Annotated in this window: 18 protein-coding genes; 14 read left to right on the top strand and 4 right to left on the bottom strand. The window is 36.3% G+C overall.

The window, feature by feature from the left end; translation table 11 throughout:
* Positions 1 to 19 precede the first annotated feature (19 nt).
* From pstC to BM350_RS04310, 10 genes are all read left to right on the top strand, one after another.
* Complete coding sequence (pstC, locus tag BM350_RS04355) at positions 20 to 970, top strand: phosphate ABC transporter permease subunit PstC (RefSeq protein ID WP_090913751.1); 951 nt, start codon at positions 20 to 22, stop codon at positions 968 to 970.
* 1 nt (position 971) lies between these two features.
* Complete coding sequence (gene pstA / locus BM350_RS04350) at positions 972 to 1838, top strand: phosphate ABC transporter permease PstA (protein ID WP_090913752.1); 867 nt, start codon at positions 972 to 974, stop codon at positions 1836 to 1838.
* 29 nt (positions 1839 to 1867) lie between these two features.
* A complete protein-coding gene (gene pstB, locus BM350_RS04345; protein WP_090913753.1) occupies positions 1868 to 2683 on the top strand; it encodes a phosphate ABC transporter ATP-binding protein in 816 nt (271 codons plus the stop codon).
* 78 nt (positions 2684 to 2761) lie between these two features.
* The gene (gene phoU / locus BM350_RS04340) at positions 2762 to 3418 is read left to right on the top strand and encodes a phosphate signaling complex protein PhoU (RefSeq protein WP_090913755.1); all 657 of its coding nucleotides are present in this window, start codon (positions 2762 to 2764) and stop codon (positions 3416 to 3418) included.
* 354 nt (positions 3419 to 3772) lie between these two features.
* The gene (locus BM350_RS04335) at positions 3773 to 4963 is read left to right on the top strand and encodes a glycosyltransferase family 4 protein (protein ID WP_170857648.1); all 1191 of its coding nucleotides are present in this window, start codon (positions 3773 to 3775) and stop codon (positions 4961 to 4963) included.
* Positions 4964 to 4969: 6 nt separating this feature from the next.
* Positions 4970 to 7327 carry a sugar phosphate nucleotidyltransferase gene (locus tag BM350_RS04330; protein ID WP_090914453.1) on the top strand — a complete coding sequence of 786 codons (2358 nt, stop codon included), beginning with the start codon at positions 4970 to 4972 and terminating at the stop codon, positions 7325 to 7327.
* 70 nt (positions 7328 to 7397) lie between these two features.
* A complete protein-coding gene (rpmG, locus tag BM350_RS04325; protein ID WP_012095458.1) occupies positions 7398 to 7547 on the top strand; it encodes a 50S ribosomal protein L33 in 150 nt (49 codons plus the stop codon).
* Between the two features lie 51 nt (positions 7548 to 7598).
* On the top strand, positions 7599 to 8168 hold the full coding sequence (locus BM350_RS04320; RefSeq protein ID WP_090913759.1) for a 5-formyltetrahydrofolate cyclo-ligase: 570 nt from the start codon (positions 7599 to 7601) through the stop codon (positions 8166 to 8168).
* 113 nt (positions 8169 to 8281) lie between these two features.
* Positions 8282 to 8488, top strand: coding sequence for a YqgQ family protein (locus tag BM350_RS04315; RefSeq protein WP_090913761.1), 207 nt, complete (start codon positions 8282 to 8284; stop codon positions 8486 to 8488).
* Between the two features lie 227 nt (positions 8489 to 8715).
* Complete coding sequence (locus tag BM350_RS04310) at positions 8716 to 9693, top strand: ROK family glucokinase (protein ID WP_090913762.1); 978 nt, start codon at positions 8716 to 8718, stop codon at positions 9691 to 9693.
* Between the two features lie 266 nt (positions 9694 to 9959).
* On the opposite strand, the gene BM350_RS04305 is transcribed toward BM350_RS04310, so the two are convergent.
* Positions 9960 to 10133: a DUF2759 domain-containing protein gene (locus BM350_RS04305; RefSeq protein WP_090913764.1), complete on the bottom strand. Its 174-nt coding sequence runs from the start codon at positions 10131 to 10133 to the stop codon at positions 9960 to 9962.
* A gap of 164 nt (positions 10134 to 10297) precedes the next feature.
* Here BM350_RS04305 and BM350_RS04300 point away from each other — a divergent pair, with 164 nt between their 5' ends.
* Positions 10298 to 10927 carry an MBL fold metallo-hydrolase gene (locus BM350_RS04300; RefSeq protein ID WP_090913766.1) on the top strand — a complete coding sequence of 210 codons (630 nt, stop codon included), beginning with the start codon at positions 10298 to 10300 and terminating at the stop codon, positions 10925 to 10927.
* An 11-nt stretch (positions 10928 to 10938) separates the two neighbouring features.
* On the top strand, positions 10939 to 12054 hold the full coding sequence (locus BM350_RS04295; protein WP_090913768.1) for a class I SAM-dependent methyltransferase: 1116 nt from the start codon (positions 10939 to 10941) through the stop codon (positions 12052 to 12054).
* A gap of 157 nt (positions 12055 to 12211) precedes the next feature.
* Here BM350_RS04295 and BM350_RS04290 read toward each other — a convergent pair whose 3' ends face one another.
* The gene (locus BM350_RS04290) at positions 12212 to 12502 is read right to left on the bottom strand and encodes an ArsR/SmtB family transcription factor (RefSeq protein ID WP_020062633.1); all 291 of its coding nucleotides are present in this window, start codon (positions 12500 to 12502) and stop codon (positions 12212 to 12214) included.
* A 356-nt stretch (positions 12503 to 12858) separates the two neighbouring features.
* Between BM350_RS04290 and BM350_RS04280 the strand changes: the two genes are divergently transcribed.
* Both BM350_RS04280 and BM350_RS04275 read left to right on the top strand, forming a co-directional pair.
* Positions 12859 to 13704: an MBL fold metallo-hydrolase gene (locus BM350_RS04280; RefSeq protein ID WP_090913770.1), complete on the top strand. Its 846-nt coding sequence runs from the start codon at positions 12859 to 12861 to the stop codon at positions 13702 to 13704.
* Between the two features lie 13 nt (positions 13705 to 13717).
* Complete coding sequence (locus tag BM350_RS04275; protein WP_170857647.1) at positions 13718 to 14497, top strand: class I SAM-dependent DNA methyltransferase; 780 nt, start codon at positions 13718 to 13720, stop codon at positions 14495 to 14497.
* 250 nt (positions 14498 to 14747) lie between these two features.
* Here the strand turns inward: BM350_RS04275 and metC are convergent, their stop codons facing one another.
* Together metC and BM350_RS04265 are read right to left on the bottom strand one after the other, a co-directional pair.
* Entirely contained in the window at positions 14748 to 15950 is a 1203-nt protein-coding gene (gene metC, locus BM350_RS04270) for a cystathionine beta-lyase (RefSeq protein ID WP_090913774.1), read from the bottom strand.
* Entirely contained in the window at positions 15947 to 17059 is a 1113-nt protein-coding gene (locus tag BM350_RS04265) for a methionine biosynthesis PLP-dependent protein (RefSeq protein ID WP_090913776.1), read from the bottom strand. The genes metC and BM350_RS04265 overlap by 4 nt, the downstream gene beginning before the upstream one ends.
* Positions 17060 to 17096 lie beyond the last annotated feature (37 nt).

Below are 17096 nucleotides of genomic sequence, written 5' to 3'. Positions count from 1 at the left end.
TGGAAAGGGGTTTTCATCTTTGGCTCGTAATAAAAAGAGTCATGTTACGATTTCTGTTCAACATTTGATTGAAAGAAATACAGGCAAACGAAAGAAAGCACAGCGAATCAATCAAATGGTTCCTTTTGTGTTACGACTAATCGCCAGTATCTCTATTGTTACAACGATGGGGATTATTATAACTTTGGCAAATGAAACATTTATGTTTTTTGAAAGGGTATCAATCGTTTCCTTTTTTACAGAAAAAGAATGGCTTCCTTTTTTTGAAAATCCTAAGTTTGGTATTTTACCACTTATATATGGAACGTTGCTTGTAACTGTTATCTCTATGATTGTTGCAGTTCCGATCGGATTAGGCTGTGCAGTGTTTTTAAGTGAATATGCGTCTAATACGGCAAGGAAGGTGTTAAAACCAGCATTAGAGTTATTGGCAGGGATTCCGACAATTGTATACGGTTTTTTTGCTTTAACAGTTGTTACACCTATTTTGCAACGCATCGTCCCAAATTTACAGTTTTTTAACGCGCTTAGTCCGGGGATTGTAATTGGCATTATGATGATTCCAACGATTGCATCTCTTAGTGAAGATGCGATGCGTGCTGTTCCTCATAAAGTGCGGGAGGCTTCTTTTGCGATTGGCGCCACTCGTTTTGAAACGACAAAGCATATAGTGTTACCAGCTGCTTTTACTGGAGTTTTAGCAGCAATTGTGCTAGCTGCTTCAAGAGCGATTGGAGAAACGATGATTGTCGTCATTGCGGGGGGATCGACGCCGAGTTTATCGTTAAATCCGACACAGTCTATACAGACGCTAACAGCATATATTGTGCAAGTTAGCTTAGGAGATGCCCCTTATGGAACAATGCCCTATTACAGCATGTATGCTGTCGGAGCGACGCTATTTATTTTTACGTTGATTATGAATATGATTGCACAGCGTATTATGCGTCGTTTTAAGGGGGCGACATAATATGCGAATGCTAAACGAGCGAAACATAGAAGAACATATGCCTGCTCGGTTTTGGAAAGATCGTGTATATAGAACTGTATTTCGCATAGCGATGTTATTTTCACTTTGTATATTAATTTTTTTGCTGTATCAAATTTTTCAGCAAGGAATAACATATATTTCATTTGATTTTTTAATCCGTTTTGCATCACGAAATCCAGAGCAAGCTGGAATTGCAGCAGCTTTATCGGGAACGATTTTATTTATGAGTGTTGTCGCTCCTACTTCTTTTTTATTTGGAGTAGGAACAGCCCTATATTTAGAATACTATGCAAAACAATCATTGTTTACAAAAATAATTGAGGTCAACATTCAAACGTTGGCAGGAGTACCATCAGTTGTTTTTGGATTATTAGGATTAACAATGTTTGTATATGGCTTACAGTTAGGAGAAAGCATATTGGCAGCCGCATTAACGATGAGTCTTCTCGTCTTGCCAACGGTTGTTGTTGCAGCGCAAGAAGCGCTTCGCTCTGTACCAAATTCGTTGCTAGAAGCTTCTTATGGAGTAGGAGCAACGAAGTGGCAAACGATGTATCATGTTGTGATTAGAGCGGCAATGCCAGGGATTTTAACAGGTTGTATTTTAGCGTTATCACGAGCGATTGGAGAAGCGGCCCCGTTACTTGTCATTGGGGCACTTGCTTTTGCAAACTATGTACCGCTTGATGTAATGGATAGATTTACAGTTTTACCAATTCAAATCTTTAATTGGATGAATAGGCCGCAAGAGGAATTTCAACACGTAGCAGCAGCTGGAATTATTGTGTTATTAGTGCTGTTATTTCTTATCAATATTTTTGCAATATGGCTGAGAAATCGTAAGTAAGAAGGAATGGATGAAAGGGGATCTTCAAAATGGTATCTACAGTATTAAAAGTTCAGGTGAAAAATGAAGAGAAGGCAGAACCTCAAACAAAAAAAGTTGTATTTGATACGAAAAATTTAAACTTATGGTATGGGGAAGACCATGCATTAAAAGATATTAATTTAAGCATTCATGAAAATGAAGTGACGGCGATTATTGGACCAAGTGGATGCGGAAAATCTACGTATTTAAAAACATTAAATCGTATGGTTGAGCTAGTACCAATCGTGCGGACAACAGGGGTAATTGAGTATCGCGATCGCAATATTTTTGATAAATCTTATCCTGTTGAAGAACTGCGTACGCATGTGGGAATGGTATTTCAGAAGCCAAATCCATTCCCAAAATCAATCTATGAAAATGTTGTATATGGTCCGAAAATTCATGGTATTCGTGATAAGAAAACGTTGGATGAAATTGTTGAGAAAAGTTTACGCGGTGCGGCGATTTGGGATGAATTGAAAGATAGATTACATGATAATGCATACGGATTATCCGGTGGGCAGCAGCAACGTTTATGTATTGCGCGTTGCTTAGCAATTGAACCAGATGTCATTTTAATGGATGAACCAACATCAGCATTAGATCCAATTTCTACATTAAAAGTGGAAGAGTTAATTCAGGAGTTAAAGAAAGAGTTTAGTATTGTTATAGTTACGCATAATATGCAACAAGCAGCTCGTATTTCTGATAAAACTGCTTTCTTCTTAAGTGGAGAAGTTGTGGAATATACGGATACAAATAAATTATTTACAACTCCAACAGATAGACGAACAGAAGATTACATTACAGGACGCTTCGGTTAATAGTATCTGCTTGGGAGACCAATTTGTCTTTTTATTTTATATGAGAGTGTATGTGTAACAGCTGAAGGAGGAAGCAACATGGTACGCGAACAATTTCAATATGACTTACAAACATTACAGCAAAAGGTTATTGAACTAGGTGAATTAGCAAAACAAGCTCTTGAAGTTGCAATGGAAGGGTTGCGCACAAGAGATGTAGAGAAGGCGATTGAGGTAATCGATGGTGATTACCGTATGGATAATTTGGAAGAAGAAGTTAATGATTTTGCATTAATGTTGATTACGAAACAACAGCCGGTTGCTAGTGATTTACGAAGAATTTTTGTTTCGATTAAAACGGCAACAGATTTGGAACGTATTGCAGATCACGCGGTAAATATCGCTAAGGCAACAATTCGTCTTGGAGAAAAAGAGGTACCAGTCTCATTACAAAACCTTGAAAGCATGTTTAAAATTGCAATAGATATGTTACAAAATGTGATTCAAGCTTATAGAGAAGAAAACTTAACATATGCCAAAAAGATTGCTGAGATGGATGATGAAGTCGATGAACTGTATGGGAAAGCAATTCGTGAGTTTATTTCTTCTATTCCAAATAAGCCAGAGGCGATTGGACAAATCACACAGCTATCGTTTATTGCACGTTATATTGAACGAGTAGCAGATCATGGTACAAATATTGCAGAAAATGTTTTTTATCTTGTAAAAGGAAAGCATTATTTGTTAAATGAATAAAGTGAAAATTCTGTCAGTGGGGGGCTTACTGCCCGTTGGTGCGAGATAAAACTTATTACGAGAGGAATGCGAAAGCGTTCCTTTTTTTCAGTCAAAATATTACAAAAAAGGATTATTGTTACTTTCTTGTTGCGGTGATAAGATGGATTATAATGCGATTTCAAGAAAACGCTTACTTTTATGATGCGTGGAAGTTTCACTTTACCCCGCTCAAACGGCTGGTAAGAAGTACAAGCAAGAAGAAAATCAAACCATCCGTAAGAGCCCGATTGGTTCAACTAACCTCTCATGAGAAAGGCGTTCATGAAAGGAAGTTTCACTTTATTCTTCTATATGAAGAGAAAAGAGGGATGTATGGAGCCTTTGCGTATTTTAATGTTGGCATGGGAATATCCCCCGATGATGGTAGGGGGTCTTGGAAGGCATGTGTATGAATTATCACGAGCTCTTGCATATTATGGACATGACGTGCATGTAGTAACTGTACACGAAGAGCAATGTACAACATATGAAAAGGTACATGGTGTACATGTACATCGTGTTTCAGTTGATTATCGTGAAAAGTATCATTTTTATGAGTGGATTGCTGCGTTAAACAAATCTATGCTTGCTTATACACAAGAGCTATGTAAAGGTTATGTGTTTGATGTAATTCATGCTCATGATTGGCTTGTTGCTATTTGTGCTATGGATTTACAAAAAAAGCAACAGTTAACTCTTGTTACGACAGTGCATGCAACGGAACATGGACGGAATAGCGGGATTTATACATCATTGCAATGGAAAATACATATGCATGAAAAAGAGCTAGTAAAAGAATCTAATGTTGTAATTGTTTGTAGTCAGTTTATGAAGAGCGAAGTTATGCGGAATTTCGAAATAAATAGTGAAGGCGTTATAGTACATCCGAATGGAATTGATTGTAATTTTTTCCATGCGGTTACGCCTTCACTAGAAATCACAAAGCGCTATCATTTATCGGATCGATTGGTTGTATTTTCAATTGGTCGTATTGTGAATGAGAAGGGTTTCTATACCATTATTGAGGCAGCACCACATATTACCCAGCGGTACCCGCAAGTTTTATTTATTATTGCAGGTCAAGGAACTATGTTAGAACAGTACCGTGCGGTTGTTCAGAGAAGAGGACTGCAACATTCTATTCTTTTTCTTGGTCATATTACGGAAGAAGAGCAACGGGCGTTTTTCCAAAGATGTGATGTATTGTTGATTCCAAGCTTGTATGAGCCTTTTGGAATTGTTGCGTTAGAAGGAATGCTAGCAAAGAAACCAGTTTTAGTTTCGCGTGTAGGCGGCCTGCAAGAGATTATTATAGAGGGTGTGAATGGATTTCTAATGAAAGCAGGCTGTGCGCAAAGTTTGAATGAGAAATTAATATGTATTATAGAGCAACCAGAAATTGCTCAGTGCGCAGCAAATAAAGGATATGAAGATGTTCTTGTTCACTATAATTGGAGTGAAATTGCAAGAGCGACCGCACATACGTATGAAAAAGCAGTTCAACATCATAAATGTGGAGGTTGAATGCCGATGAAGGGGGTTATTTTAGCTGGAGGGAAAGGGACGCGTTTACGTCCGTTAACATGTAACCTTCCAAAGCCCATGTTACCTCTACTACAAAAGCCAGTGATGGAATACAGTATTGAACTACTGAAACAGCATGGTATTCGCGAAATTGCTATTACTGTTCAATATATGAGTTCTGTTATTCAAAATTATTTTGGTGATGGTAGTAAGTGGGGAGTGAAACTATATTACTTTGAAGATACTCCTCCTCTTGGTACGGCGGGAAGTGTAAAACAAGCAGAGAAGTTTTTAGATGAGCCATTTGTTGTAATTAGCGGAGATGCACTAACAGATTTTCATCTATCTAAAGGAATTGATTTTCATAATAGTCATAGTGGAATCGTTACGATGTTTGTGAAAGAAGTAGTTAATCCATCATCTTATGGATTAGTTGTTACAAATCAGCATTATGAAATTATTAAATATATTGAAAAACCAAGTTGGAATGAAGTAATTTCCAATACAGTAAACACCGGTATTTATATCATGGACCCCGACATTTTTTCTTATATTACACCTCATACGTTTTTTGATTTTAGTCACCATGTATTTCCTTTATTAGAAAACAAAGAAGCAATGTATGGATATGTAGCGAATGGATATTGGCTTGATATTGGAACGTTTACTCAATATCGCCAAGCTCAATTTGACTTGCTTACGAAGAAAGTTCATGTACCTATTTCATATACAGAAGTGTTACCAATGGTATGGATTGGAGAAGATGTAACAATTGAAAAGGGAACAAAGATACACGGACCTGCTTTTATTGGTGAGGGAACAACAGTGAAAACAGGAGTTATTATTGAACCGTATTCTATTATTGGTAAGCATAGCTTAATTTCTGCATATACTCGCCTTAAAAAAAGTATTTTACTCGCTCATACGTATGTAGGAAAGCGATGCGAATTGATTGGAACTACAATTGGAGCCAGTACAATTATTGAAGATGGAGTTACTTTATTTGAAAAGAGTGTTGTGGCTGATCAGTGCCGAATTGGTCAGAATGCAGTGATTAAGACGAAAGGGAAAGTATGGCCAGAGAAGATAGTTGAGAGCAGTACAATTATTGCTTCATCTGGAATTACAGAACATGAAAATATTTCGTGTTTTTTGCAGAAAAGTCGTATTTGCGGTAGAAGTAATTTAGATATTACGCCACAAATTGTCGTAAAATTGGCGATGGCATATGGTTCTTTATTAGCAGAAGGAGAAAGTTTGCTGATTGGTAGTAGTACACATGCAGAAGCACAAATGTTTAAACATATTTTTTTACATGCTGTTCATACAGTGGGAGTGCATACAATGGAATGCCAAGAAATGAATGAATCTTGCTTCCGATATGCAACCGAGCAAACAAATGTCGTTGGCGGAGTGTTTTTTTATAAGGGGCAAGATGAGAAACTTGTTATTCAATTTTATAATGGAGAAGGAATGGGATTAACGTATAAAAAGCAAAAAGAGATCGAAAATTTGTATATGGCAGAGTCATTTCGGTATATCAATTGTAAAAAAATTGGGAATAACGAGGTCATACATGTTTGTTCAGAAATGTATATTGAATCTGCTTTGGAATTAATAGATGTACCTGCTATAAAAAAACAACAATTTCATCTTCTTATAAATAAGTGGGATGAAATGTTTCAGCCTTTGCTATTCTTATTTTTACAGAAAATCGGCTGTACAGTAACGTGGATATATGCCACTGAGCAAAAAGAACACATCAAGTCATTAATGAAATCGAGCCAAGCGGATATGGCTATTATCTTTCGTGAGCAAGGGAACGAATTTGAATTATACGATCCTTATGGGAATATTTACAAAAATACAAATTGTGAAGAGATTGATATTCCTAATTTATTGTTTGAAAAAGACGAATGTTTCTATCCATTATCATTGAAATTAGGAGAATGTTATCTTCTTTTTTATATGCATAATGAGAATAAGAAGTTATTGCAAATGAGGTGGCAGCAAGATATTTTATTTCGAGTTGGTAAATTATTGGAGTTAATTGTTCTTCAAGGGAAAACATTGCCAGCGATGTTAGAGCAATACCCACCACTTTATTTATTGTGTGATGAAGTAGTTTGTTCATGGAATGAGAAAGGAAAAGTGTTAGGGATGTTGCTACGAGATATGGCGCAGCGAGAGTTTGAAGTATTAGAAGGAATTAAGTTTACACATGCAGAAGAAGAGTGGTCTTATATTGTTTCGGATGTAAATCAACCGAAATTTCTCGTGTATTCCCATGCAAGAAATCCAGTTATAGCAAAGGAGAATATGGATAATCTTATAGAAAAAATTAGACAATATCAAAAGGTGTAGAATTTTTGTTTTAAAAGTGTTATTATGGTATAGTCTGATTTAAGTTATTAGTGACTGGAGGGAAATAAGAATGCGTGTGAATATTACTCTAGCATGTACAGAATGCGGAGATCGTAACTATATCTCTAAGAAAAACAAACGTAACAACGCTGAGCGTCTTGAGCTTAAAAAATATTGCAAGCGTGACAAGAAGTCTACGTTACACCGCGAAACAAAGTAAGCAGTAGGAATATTTTCCTACTGTTTCTTTTGTATATAGGGGGAATTCAAAATGAAAGAAGAGAAAAAAAGATTACGAACAGAAATATTACAGCGTATGAATGCTTTATCAGAAGAACAGTATACGACTTTATCAGAAAAAATTGCAGATTCTCTATATAAACAACGAGAATGGATTGAGGCTAAAACAATTGGGATTACACTTTCTATGGAGCGCGAAGTAAATACATATGCAATTATTGAAAAAGCATGGGAAGAAGGAAAAGCAATTGTTATTCCAAAATGTAATCGTGAAACGAGAACAATGACATTCCATCAAATTACAGGTTTTGAACAATTAGAAACCGTTTATATGAATTTACGAGAGCCAGATGCGTCTATGACAGAAGAGGTATTAGCAGAGGAGATAGATTTACTTCTTGTACCAGGTGTTGCCTTTACACGAAAAGGAGAGCGTGTAGGGTATGGCGGAGGATATTATGATCGTTATCTTGTGAACTATAAAAGGAAAACGCTATCATTAGTTTTTGATTTTCAAATTGTTTCTCATATTCCAGTTGAACCGTTTGATAAGACTGTACAGAAAATTATTACAGAAAAAGAAACGTTTTCTATTTTATAACTTATATAGACAAATTATAAATTGACGATTCTTTTTTATGTTTATTATAATAAACTATGTGAACGTTTTCTTATTATGTTTTTATAGTAAGTAGACATTTAGAGGGTGAAAAAATGAAATCTATTTATGATATTCAACAATTATTAAAGCAATTTGGAACGATTATTTATACAGGAGATCGTGTTGCAGATTTACAATTAATGGGCGATGAGCTTCGTGAATTATATAAATCACAGCTTATTGAACCGAAAGATTATCAAACTGCCTTGTTTTTATTAAAGCAAGAAATTCAAAAAGAAGTACATGTAAATACAAATTGAAAAACAACATAAAAACAACATAAAAACAACTTTCTTAAGGCGGGCGAGAGCATCTGGCCATGCATAGAAGCGGTCAAATCCCTTTTCTGCCATGTGTCATACGAAAACAAAGAGAGAAAATGAGTGTAGATTACTTTTTGTTCTGTATAGCAGTGGTTTATATGTTGAGAAATCAAAATGTTTGATTAGCGAATGGCTGGAGAAACAGAGGAAAGAAGGAGAATGACATGGAAGAGAAATGGTTGGTTGGTGTTGATCTTGGTGGAACAACAATTAAATTAGCATTTATTAATATTTATGGTGAGTTTATACATAAATGGGAAATCCCAACGAATACAAGTGAACAAGGAAAACATATTACACTTGATATTGCGAAAGCAATTGATAAAAAGTTACAAGAATTAGGTGAGTTAAAAAGCAAACTGGCTGGAATTGGGATGGGTGCCCCGGGGCCGGTTCACGGTGCTTCTGGAATGATTTATGAAGCAGTAAACTTAGGGTGGAAAAACTATCCTCTTAAAGATTTATTAGAAGTAGAAACGGGTTTACCAGTTGTCGTTGATAATGATGCGAATATTGCAGCGCTTGGAGAAATGTGGAAGGGTGCTGGGGAAGGTTCAAAAGATATTATTTGTATGACGCTTGGAACGGGTGTTGGTGGCGGCGTTATCGTAAACGGTGAAATTGTCCATGGTGTAAGCGGAGCGGCCGGCGAAATTGGTCATATTACAGTTGTAACGGAAAATGGTTTTGCTTGTAACTGTGGAAAATCAGGATGCTTAGAAACTGTTTCTTCTGCAACTGGTATTGTACGGGTTGCAATGCAAAACATGCAGGAAACAGATGAGGCTAGTGTATTACGTAGGGTGTTAGAACAAGAAGGACAGATTACATCTAAAGATGTGTTTGACGCACTTGCACAAGGTGATGCATTAGCAAAAACGGTAGTCGAAAAGGTTGCTTCGTATTTAGGGCTAGCAGTAGCAAATTTATCTAGTACATTAAATCCAGAGAAAATTGTTATTGGCGGCGGTGTATCAAAAGCAGGTGATGCATTGTTACAACCAATTCAACGTTATTTTGAACAATATGCATTTTCACGTGCTGTTAAAAGTACAAAACTAGCAATTGCGACACTTGGTAATGATGCTGGGGTAATTGGCGGAGCATGGCTTGTGAAAAAGTATATTTATGAAGCAAAGTAATAAAATAAAGCTTTATCCCGCATTAACGGGCAGTAAGACCCCCACCTCAAGATTCAGAGAAAGCGAAGAAGATAGGTGGGGGATAACTGCCCGTAAAAGCCCGATTGGTTCAACTAACCATCAGTGGGAGATGAAAAAAACTCTCCACTGATGGAAGTTTCACTTTATATTTGTAGAAGATGAGCAAGAAAAGAAAAAGGAAGGGAAAACCCTTCCTTTTTCATATGCTAGAAATCATGATGTATGTAGAGATTGTAAACAATTGCTTAATGTGTTGGTGGATAGCCATTGTTTAGCACTGTCATGACTGTAAACCACCCGAAAACAAGTACAGTTGCAAGGGAAAATCCTCCAGCAAGAAGGTTCTTGTCTCGCAACGTTTTAAGAGAAGAGTATACAGCTAACAGAGTGACTAACGCAAAAATAATAACAAGACCCATACATATCCTCCTCTACTCTCTCGTTTTTTGTCTGAGTTTTTGTAATATTTTTTCATTTTTTATTGTACATGTTTTCTATATAGTTGTCGAGGTATCGTTTCGTTTCTTATAAGAAGAAAATGTTGTATGATGAAAGTGAGTGTCATGACTGGAGGAGATTAAGGATGAATTGGATTCAAATGCCATTAGGACCACTACAAACAAATGCATATATTTTAAGTAACGATCAAAAAGAATGTATTATTTTTGACCCAGGTAATGAAGGAGAAAAACTTATAAATTATGTAAAACAAGAACAATTAAAACCATTAGCTATTTTATTAACACATGCACATTTCGATCATATTGGTGCAGTGGATGAAGTACGTACTGCTTTTCAAGTTCCAGTATATGTTCATCAAGAAGAAGCGGATTGGTTAGGAGATGCTACTGTTAATGGTTCACAAATTTTTATGATGAATCGTAGTATTACGGCAAAACCTGCGGATCACATCATTGAAGGAGAAGGAACATTAACAATTGGTTCGTTTACGTTTGATATGTTTGAAACGCCGGGGCATTCACCAGGAAGTATTTCGTACTATTGCAAAGAGGCAAACGCTGTAGTTTCAGGGGATGTTTTATTTCAAATGAGCATTGGGCGCACTGATTTACCAGGAGGTAGCTTCCAAGAATTAATTATGAGTATTGAGGAGAAGTTATTTGTATTACCCGATAATACAAGCGTGTTATGTGGGCATGGCCCAGAAACAACTATTGGCTTTGAAAAAGAAAATAATCCATTTTTACAATAAGGGGAACGGCGATGAAGCACGTTCTAAAACAAGCGATGGAAAAAGAAAAAGACCAGTCTATTTCTTATAGTACATACATGAGCCTTGCTTTATATGACGTAAATAACGGCTATTATATGAAAGAACGTGAAAAAATTGGCAGGCAAGGAGACTTCTTTACAAGTAGTAATGTGTCCTCTGTTTACGCAAAAACATTTGCTCATTTTTTTATTCGGCTTGTAAAAGGAGAAGTTATTTCACCCCATATATGTGAAATTGGTGGTGGAACAGGGAGGTTTGCATACGATGTGTTGCAAGAGTGGCAAACGATATCCCCTGAAACGTTTATAAACATGCAATATTCTATTATAGAAGTGAGTCCATTTCATAGAAGGTTGCAAAAACAGCAGCTTATTTCTTTTGCAAACGTTTCGCAATATGCATCCTATGATGAATTGGATGCCGCTTTTACAGGAATTGTTTTTTCAAACGAGTTGTTTGATGCGTTTCCTGTTGAAGTAATTGAGAAGCGGGAAGGCGTGTTATATGAAGTACGCATAAAGTATAACAGTGAAGGCGGACTTATTGAAGTATTGCGCCCGTTAGATGATGAACAGATTATAAGCTATTTACAAAGACACCAAATTCAATTGTATGAAGGACAGCGATTTGAAGTACCATTACAAATGAATGTTTATGTAAAACAGCTCACAAGATGGTTACAAGAAGGCTTACTTATAACAATCGATTATGGATATACAAATGAAGAATGGATGCACCCAGCTCGTCGTGAAGGAAGTTTACGAAGTTATTATGAGCATCAAATGATTCGTAACCCTCTTCAATTTCCAGGAGAGATGGATATAACAACTCATATTCATTGGGATTCATTGAAGATTGCCTGCGAAGAACAAGGCTTACAAACAGTATGGCATACGAAACAAAGAGAATTTTTGCTTGCCGCAGGAATTTTAGAACAACTTGTTAATCATGAAGATCGTAACCCATTTTCTGATAATCAAAAGAAAAACCGCGCGATTCATTCTATGATTTTACAAGGTGGAATAAGCGATGCTTTTGATGTTGTCATTCAGCAAAAAGGGTTGCCTCAATTTAATTTAGATCATTATTTGCATATCTTTTCATAAAACAAGGCGCAGTATAAAATACTGCGCCTCATTTTATAGGTAAATACGACATTTTGTTTAGGAGTATGTTTATATTTCACCTCATGATATATATTTATATTAAAGATATGAGATGAAAAATACATACATAATACACCTTTTGTTTATTTGAATGCACCTAACCTAGTAATACACGAACTAATTGGATAATTGTTTCATTTTCTACTTTGTAGTAAATTTCCAATCCTTTTCTTTCACTTGAAACAATTTTAGCGCTTTTTAACTTCGCTAAATGCTGAGAAATTGTAGATTGGGGCATGTTTAAGCCTGTATACATTGTAGAAACGTTACTTGGCCCTCGCTCAATCAATCCTTTTACAATACATAAACGAACTGGATGAGCAAGTACTTTTAATAATTCCGCATTGTTTTCATATAATTCTAATTCCTGTTGAAAGGTTTCTAACATCTTTTCTCCACCTCCATGTGTGCTTATTATACCCATACTATACATAACAAAATTCTAAACCAAAGAGAATAGTTGTTGCAAAAAAAATGCTCTAAAGTAAAGAAATTGTAAGAAAAGAGACCGTGATGTAAATAAATTGGGTAAATCTAGACATATTTCCATTAAGATAAACCAGTGCTTATAGATTGCAATAATGAATATTTTTGTTCTCAATAAAAAAACGTTTACATTTATATTACAATTTTACCATATTTTATTTTTCTTTCAATAATGAAAATGAAAAAATTTTTCGATAATTTAAGAGGAGTTGTATATCTTAATCTGGAAATTAATAGAGATAGAAAGAAGGGATAATCATGAGAATAGAGTTTTTAGGAACAGGCGGTGCTACACCAACTCCAAGGCCAGGGAGTTATAGCAAAGTAAGTAAAGAAGCGAGAGAGAAAAGTTTACCATATAGTAGAATGGGACCAAGTGTTTTTATTCACGATCTCAGCTTATTAATTGATACGCCAGAGGAAATACGCTTGCAATTGGAGCGATCTCAAATTTTGAAAGTAGAAGCCGGGATATACTCTCATTGGCACCCAGACCATACAATGGGCCGGAGAATTTGGGAAACGATGGCGTTTGAAACGAACAAAGGTTTGGGCGCTGCAGTATATGTACCAGAGCAAGTAGCAGAAGATATGAAACAATTTTTAGGATCGTGGGACCATCTGCAATTTATGCAGCAGCAAGGATGGATTGATTTAATTGTATTACGAGATGGGCAATCCTTCGTGAAAAATAAAGTAAAAGTTACACCATTTCGTTTATATGAACAATATGTGTATGCATTCTTATTAGAAGAAAAAGAAAAGCGAGTACTTATTGCCATGGATGAATTATATAAATGGGAGCCACCTACTCATTTAATTGGTAACTTAGATGTAGCTATTTTACCGATGGGAATTGCTGAGTTTGATTGGAAGACGAAAGAGCAAATAAGAGACCGTGCCTTTATTGAACGCATACGCGAGGCGACGTTTGAAGATACGCTAGAAGTGGCGAAACGATTACGAGCAAAACATACAATTATTACGCACATTGAAGAAGTAGACAATCTTGGATATGACGAATTGAAAGAAATTGAAGCTGAATTACGAGCAAAAGGTATGAATATAACGTTTGCTTACGATACGATGAAAATCGATGTATAGCGGGGGAAAATACATGGCTGTAACAAAAGGGAATCTATATGGAAACACAGCTAGATTTTATGATTTAGAAGAAGGGAAAGATTGTGGAGAATTATCATTTTATCTTGAAAGAGCTTCTAAATTATCAGGTGATATTTTAGAAATTGCTTGTGGGACAGGAAGAATTACTTTGCCCTTAGCTCAAGCTGGTTTTTCGGTATGGGGAATTGATTTATCCGAATATATGTTATATTTACTTAAAGAAAAGCTACACACAATGTCTAATGAAATTCAGAAGAAGGTTCATCTTCAACAAGCAAATATGACGAATTTTGTTATGAATAAGAGCTATAATTTAATTTTAATTCCGGGTATTTCATATCAAGCACTTCTCAAAAAAGAAGACCAAATAGAATGTTTGAAAACAGTATATCACCATCTTAAAGCTGATGGAGAATTTATTTTCAATGTATTTCGCCCTTTTAAGCAATTAGATGAAACTTGGATTCAACCTGAAATGATTCAATGGGAGAAGATAGATCCGCAAACAGGAAGTACAATTCAAAAATCTCATATTGCCAAATCCATTGATGTGGAACATCAAATTATTTACCCCGAATATATATTTCGGATTACACATGAGAACGGAACAAAAGAAGAATTAAGAGAACAGTTGTCTCTAAAATATTACTACTATGAACAAATAACGGATATGATTCAGGCTGTTGGCTTTACAATCGCTGAGCAATATGGGAATTATGATGGTAGCTCTATTGAAGATGGGGCAGAGATGATTTTTGTTTGTAAGAAGTAAAAAGGGGAATTTGCTTAAGGCTAGATGAACTTTCATCTTCTATTTCCACTAGCGAGAGTTATGTGAGAAAAGTTCCTTCAATCTTCTGAAGGAACTTTTTGAGTCGATAATTCTTTTTCAAAAGACCAATACTTACTGTTTTCATTTTTTAGCAAGTAAATTCCTGTTATGCAGAAAAAACATGACCGCTACTATGCGGGGCTAGATGCTCTCGCCCGCCTAAAAAGAAAAAGGTTTTTATGTCGGTTTTTTAATTTGTATTTATATCATTCTCTAGTTTAACCCTTTTTTTAGAGATAACGACTTCTTCTACATACGTAAGCGCATGCTCAAGGTCCGCAATTAAATCATCTGCGTTTTCTAATCCAACAGATAAGCGCAGCAGTGCATTTGAAATTCCTCGTTTTTCACGTTCTGCTTGTGACATCGCAGCGTGTGACATTTTTGCTGGATACGAAAGAATCGATTCAACAGCACCTAAACTAACTGCGAATACGGGAAGTTGAATGTGTGCTAGAAATTGTCGTAATGCATTTTCAGATTCTAGTGTAAAGGAAAGGACCGCTCCTGCTGATTTTGCTTGATTGTGTTGCGTTTCATATTCGGGGTGTGATGGTAACCCAGGATAATAGATATCTTTAATTTTGGGATGCTGCTGTAAATAACAGGCGATTTTTTCAGCGTTTCGTGAAGAGTGCTCTAAGCGAACGTGTAATGTTTTTAAACCGCGAAGGACAAGGGAGCAATCTTGTGGTCCTAATATAGCTCCAAAAGAATTTTGTAAAAATCCCACTTTTTGTGCGAGTTCTTCATCTTTTACGATTGCTAATCCTGCAGTAACATCACTATGACCTGCAAGAAATTTTGTTGCGCTATGGAGAACGATATCAGCCCCAAGTTCTAATGGTTTTTGGTAAAGGGGTGTTAAAAATGTATTATCAACAAAAGTGAGTGCATGGGCAGATTTTGCAAGTTCACAAACGGCTCTAATATTTGTTACTTTTAATAGTGGATTTGACGGTGTTTCAACGTAAAAAACTTTTGTATTGGGACGAATATTTTGTTCTACCTCTTCTAAATTTGTCATGTCAACGAATGTGTGTGAAACGCCGTAACGAGAGAGAACTTCCGTTATAATTCGGTATGTACCTCCGTACACGTCTTCAGAAATAAGGACATGGTCTCCTTGTGATAAAAGAAGAAAAGCAGTTGAAATAGCAGCCATGCCAGATGAAAAGGCAAATCCTTTGCTTCCGCCTTCTAGTAAAGCGATTAGTTCCTCGAGAGCTTCACGTGTTGGATTTCCAGAACGACTATAATCATATTTTCCAAATGAATCTACATCAAATTGATGGAATGTAGATGTATTGTAAACAGGAACATTTACAGCACCTGTTTGTTTGTCATGCTTAAAACGATTATGAAGTAAAAGCGTATCTAGGGAATAACTCATATTCTCACTCCTTCTTTTACTTGTTTTAAAGTTTGCTGTAAATCTTGAATTAAATCATCTTGGTTTTCAATTCCTACGGAGAAGCGCAGCAGACGATTACAAACGCCTCGTGCTATGCGAATATCTTCTGGTATATCGGCATGTGTTTGTGTTGCGGGGTATGTAATAAAGCTTTCTACACCGCCAAGACTTTCTGCAAACGTAATAAGAGAAAGCGATTGTAAGAATGGATCAATCCACGCTTCTTCTCGTAGTTTAAAAGAGATCATACCGCCTTTTCCTGGATAATACACATCGGTTATGGCTTCTTCTTCTTGTAAATAGGAAACAATTGCTTTTGCATTCTCTTCATGCTGCCTCATGCGCAGCGCTAATGTTTTCATGCCGCGTATTAAAAGCCAAGAATCAAATGGGTTTAACACAGCTCCAGATGCATTGTGATAGTAAGCGAGTTCTTCGCATAATTTTGCCCCTTTTGCAACAACGAGTCCGCTTAATACATCATTATGACCGCCTAAATACTTTGTAGCGCTATGCAGGACAATGTCGGCACCTGCTGTTAATGGTTGTTGCAAATAGGGTGTGTAAAATGTGTTATCGACAATAAGGAGCAAGTCGTGACGTTTTGCAACGGCAGCAACTGCGGCAATATCCGTTATTTGCATAAGTGGATTTGTTGGTGTTTCTATGAAAATGGCTTTTGTTTTCGGTGAAATTGCTTTTTCAATTTCTTCTATATGTTGTGTATCTACATATCTACATCGAACATCCCATTTTTGCTCGTGTTCTGTAAATAACCGATATGTTCCGCCGTATAAATCTTCAGATACAATTAGTTCGTCACCAGAGCGAAATAGTGAAAGGACAAGAAGAACAGCAGCCATTCCTGAGCTACAGGCATAGCCTTGCTCACCATGTTCTAAGTCAGCGATCGCGCGTTCTAATAGAAGGCGTGTTGGGTTTCCGGTTCGGGAATAATCAAACCCTGTTGACTTTCCAATTCCTTCGTGGCGATAAGCAGTGGAAAAGTAAACGGGTGGGTTGACCGCTCCAGTTGTTGTTTCACTGCGATTTCCAATTTGGGCAAGCTTTGTTTCCATTGTAGACATAATAGAATTCCTCCCTAGTACAAAATAAAAAAGCCTT

The organism is Bacillus sp. 103mf, from assembly GCF_900116295.1.
GTDB lineage: Bacteria > Bacillota > Bacilli > Bacillales > Bacillaceae_G > Bacillus_A > Bacillus_A bruguierae.
Note: the sequence above shows the minus strand (reverse complement) of the source record. Positions and strands in the feature narration are given on the sequence as shown.

Bases quoted from the DNA above. Each gene is read 5' to 3' on its own strand.
- BM350_RS04290 (WP_020062633.1), bottom strand. From the start codon at position 12,502: ATGTTAGAAACCTTTCAACAGGAATTAGAATTATATGAAAACAATGCG.
- BM350_RS04280 (WP_090913770.1), top strand. From the start codon at position 12,859: ATGAGAATAGAGTTTTTAGGAACAGGCGGTGCTACACCAACTCCAAGG.
- BM350_RS04300 (WP_090913766.1), top strand. From the start codon at position 10,298: ATGAATTGGATTCAAATGCCATTAGGACCACTACAAACAAATGCATAT.
- phoU (WP_090913755.1), top strand. From the start codon at position 2,762: ATGGTACGCGAACAATTTCAATATGACTTACAAACATTACAGCAAAAG.
- pstB (WP_090913753.1), top strand. From the start codon at position 1,868: ATGGTATCTACAGTATTAAAAGTTCAGGTGAAAAATGAAGAGAAGGCA.
- BM350_RS04305 (WP_090913764.1), bottom strand. From the start codon at position 10,133: ATGGGTCTTGTTATTATTTTTGCGTTAGTCACTCTGTTAGCTGTATAC.
- BM350_RS04320 (WP_090913759.1), top strand. From the start codon at position 7,599: ATGAAAGAAGAGAAAAAAAGATTACGAACAGAAATATTACAGCGTATG.
- pstA (WP_090913752.1), top strand. From the start codon at position 972: ATGCGAATGCTAAACGAGCGAAACATAGAAGAACATATGCCTGCTCGG.
- metC (WP_090913774.1), bottom strand. From the start codon at position 15,950: ATGAGTTATTCCCTAGATACGCTTTTACTTCATAATCGTTTTAAGCAT.
- BM350_RS04335 (WP_170857648.1), top strand. From the start codon at position 3,773: ATGGAGCCTTTGCGTATTTTAATGTTGGCATGGGAATATCCCCCGATG.
- BM350_RS04295 (WP_090913768.1), top strand. From the start codon at position 10,939: ATGAAGCACGTTCTAAAACAAGCGATGGAAAAAGAAAAAGACCAGTCT.
- rpmG (WP_012095458.1), top strand. From the start codon at position 7,398: ATGCGTGTGAATATTACTCTAGCATGTACAGAATGCGGAGATCGTAAC.
- BM350_RS04275 (WP_170857647.1), top strand. From the start codon at position 13,718: ATGGCTGTAACAAAAGGGAATCTATATGGAAACACAGCTAGATTTTAT.
- BM350_RS04330 (WP_090914453.1), top strand. From the start codon at position 4,970: ATGAAGGGGGTTATTTTAGCTGGAGGGAAAGGGACGCGTTTACGTCCG.
- BM350_RS04310 (WP_090913762.1), top strand. From the start codon at position 8,716: ATGGAAGAGAAATGGTTGGTTGGTGTTGATCTTGGTGGAACAACAATT.
- BM350_RS04265 (WP_090913776.1), bottom strand. From the start codon at position 17,059: ATGTCTACAATGGAAACAAAGCTTGCCCAAATTGGAAATCGCAGTGAA.
- BM350_RS04315 (WP_090913761.1), top strand. From the start codon at position 8,282: ATGAAATCTATTTATGATATTCAACAATTATTAAAGCAATTTGGAACG.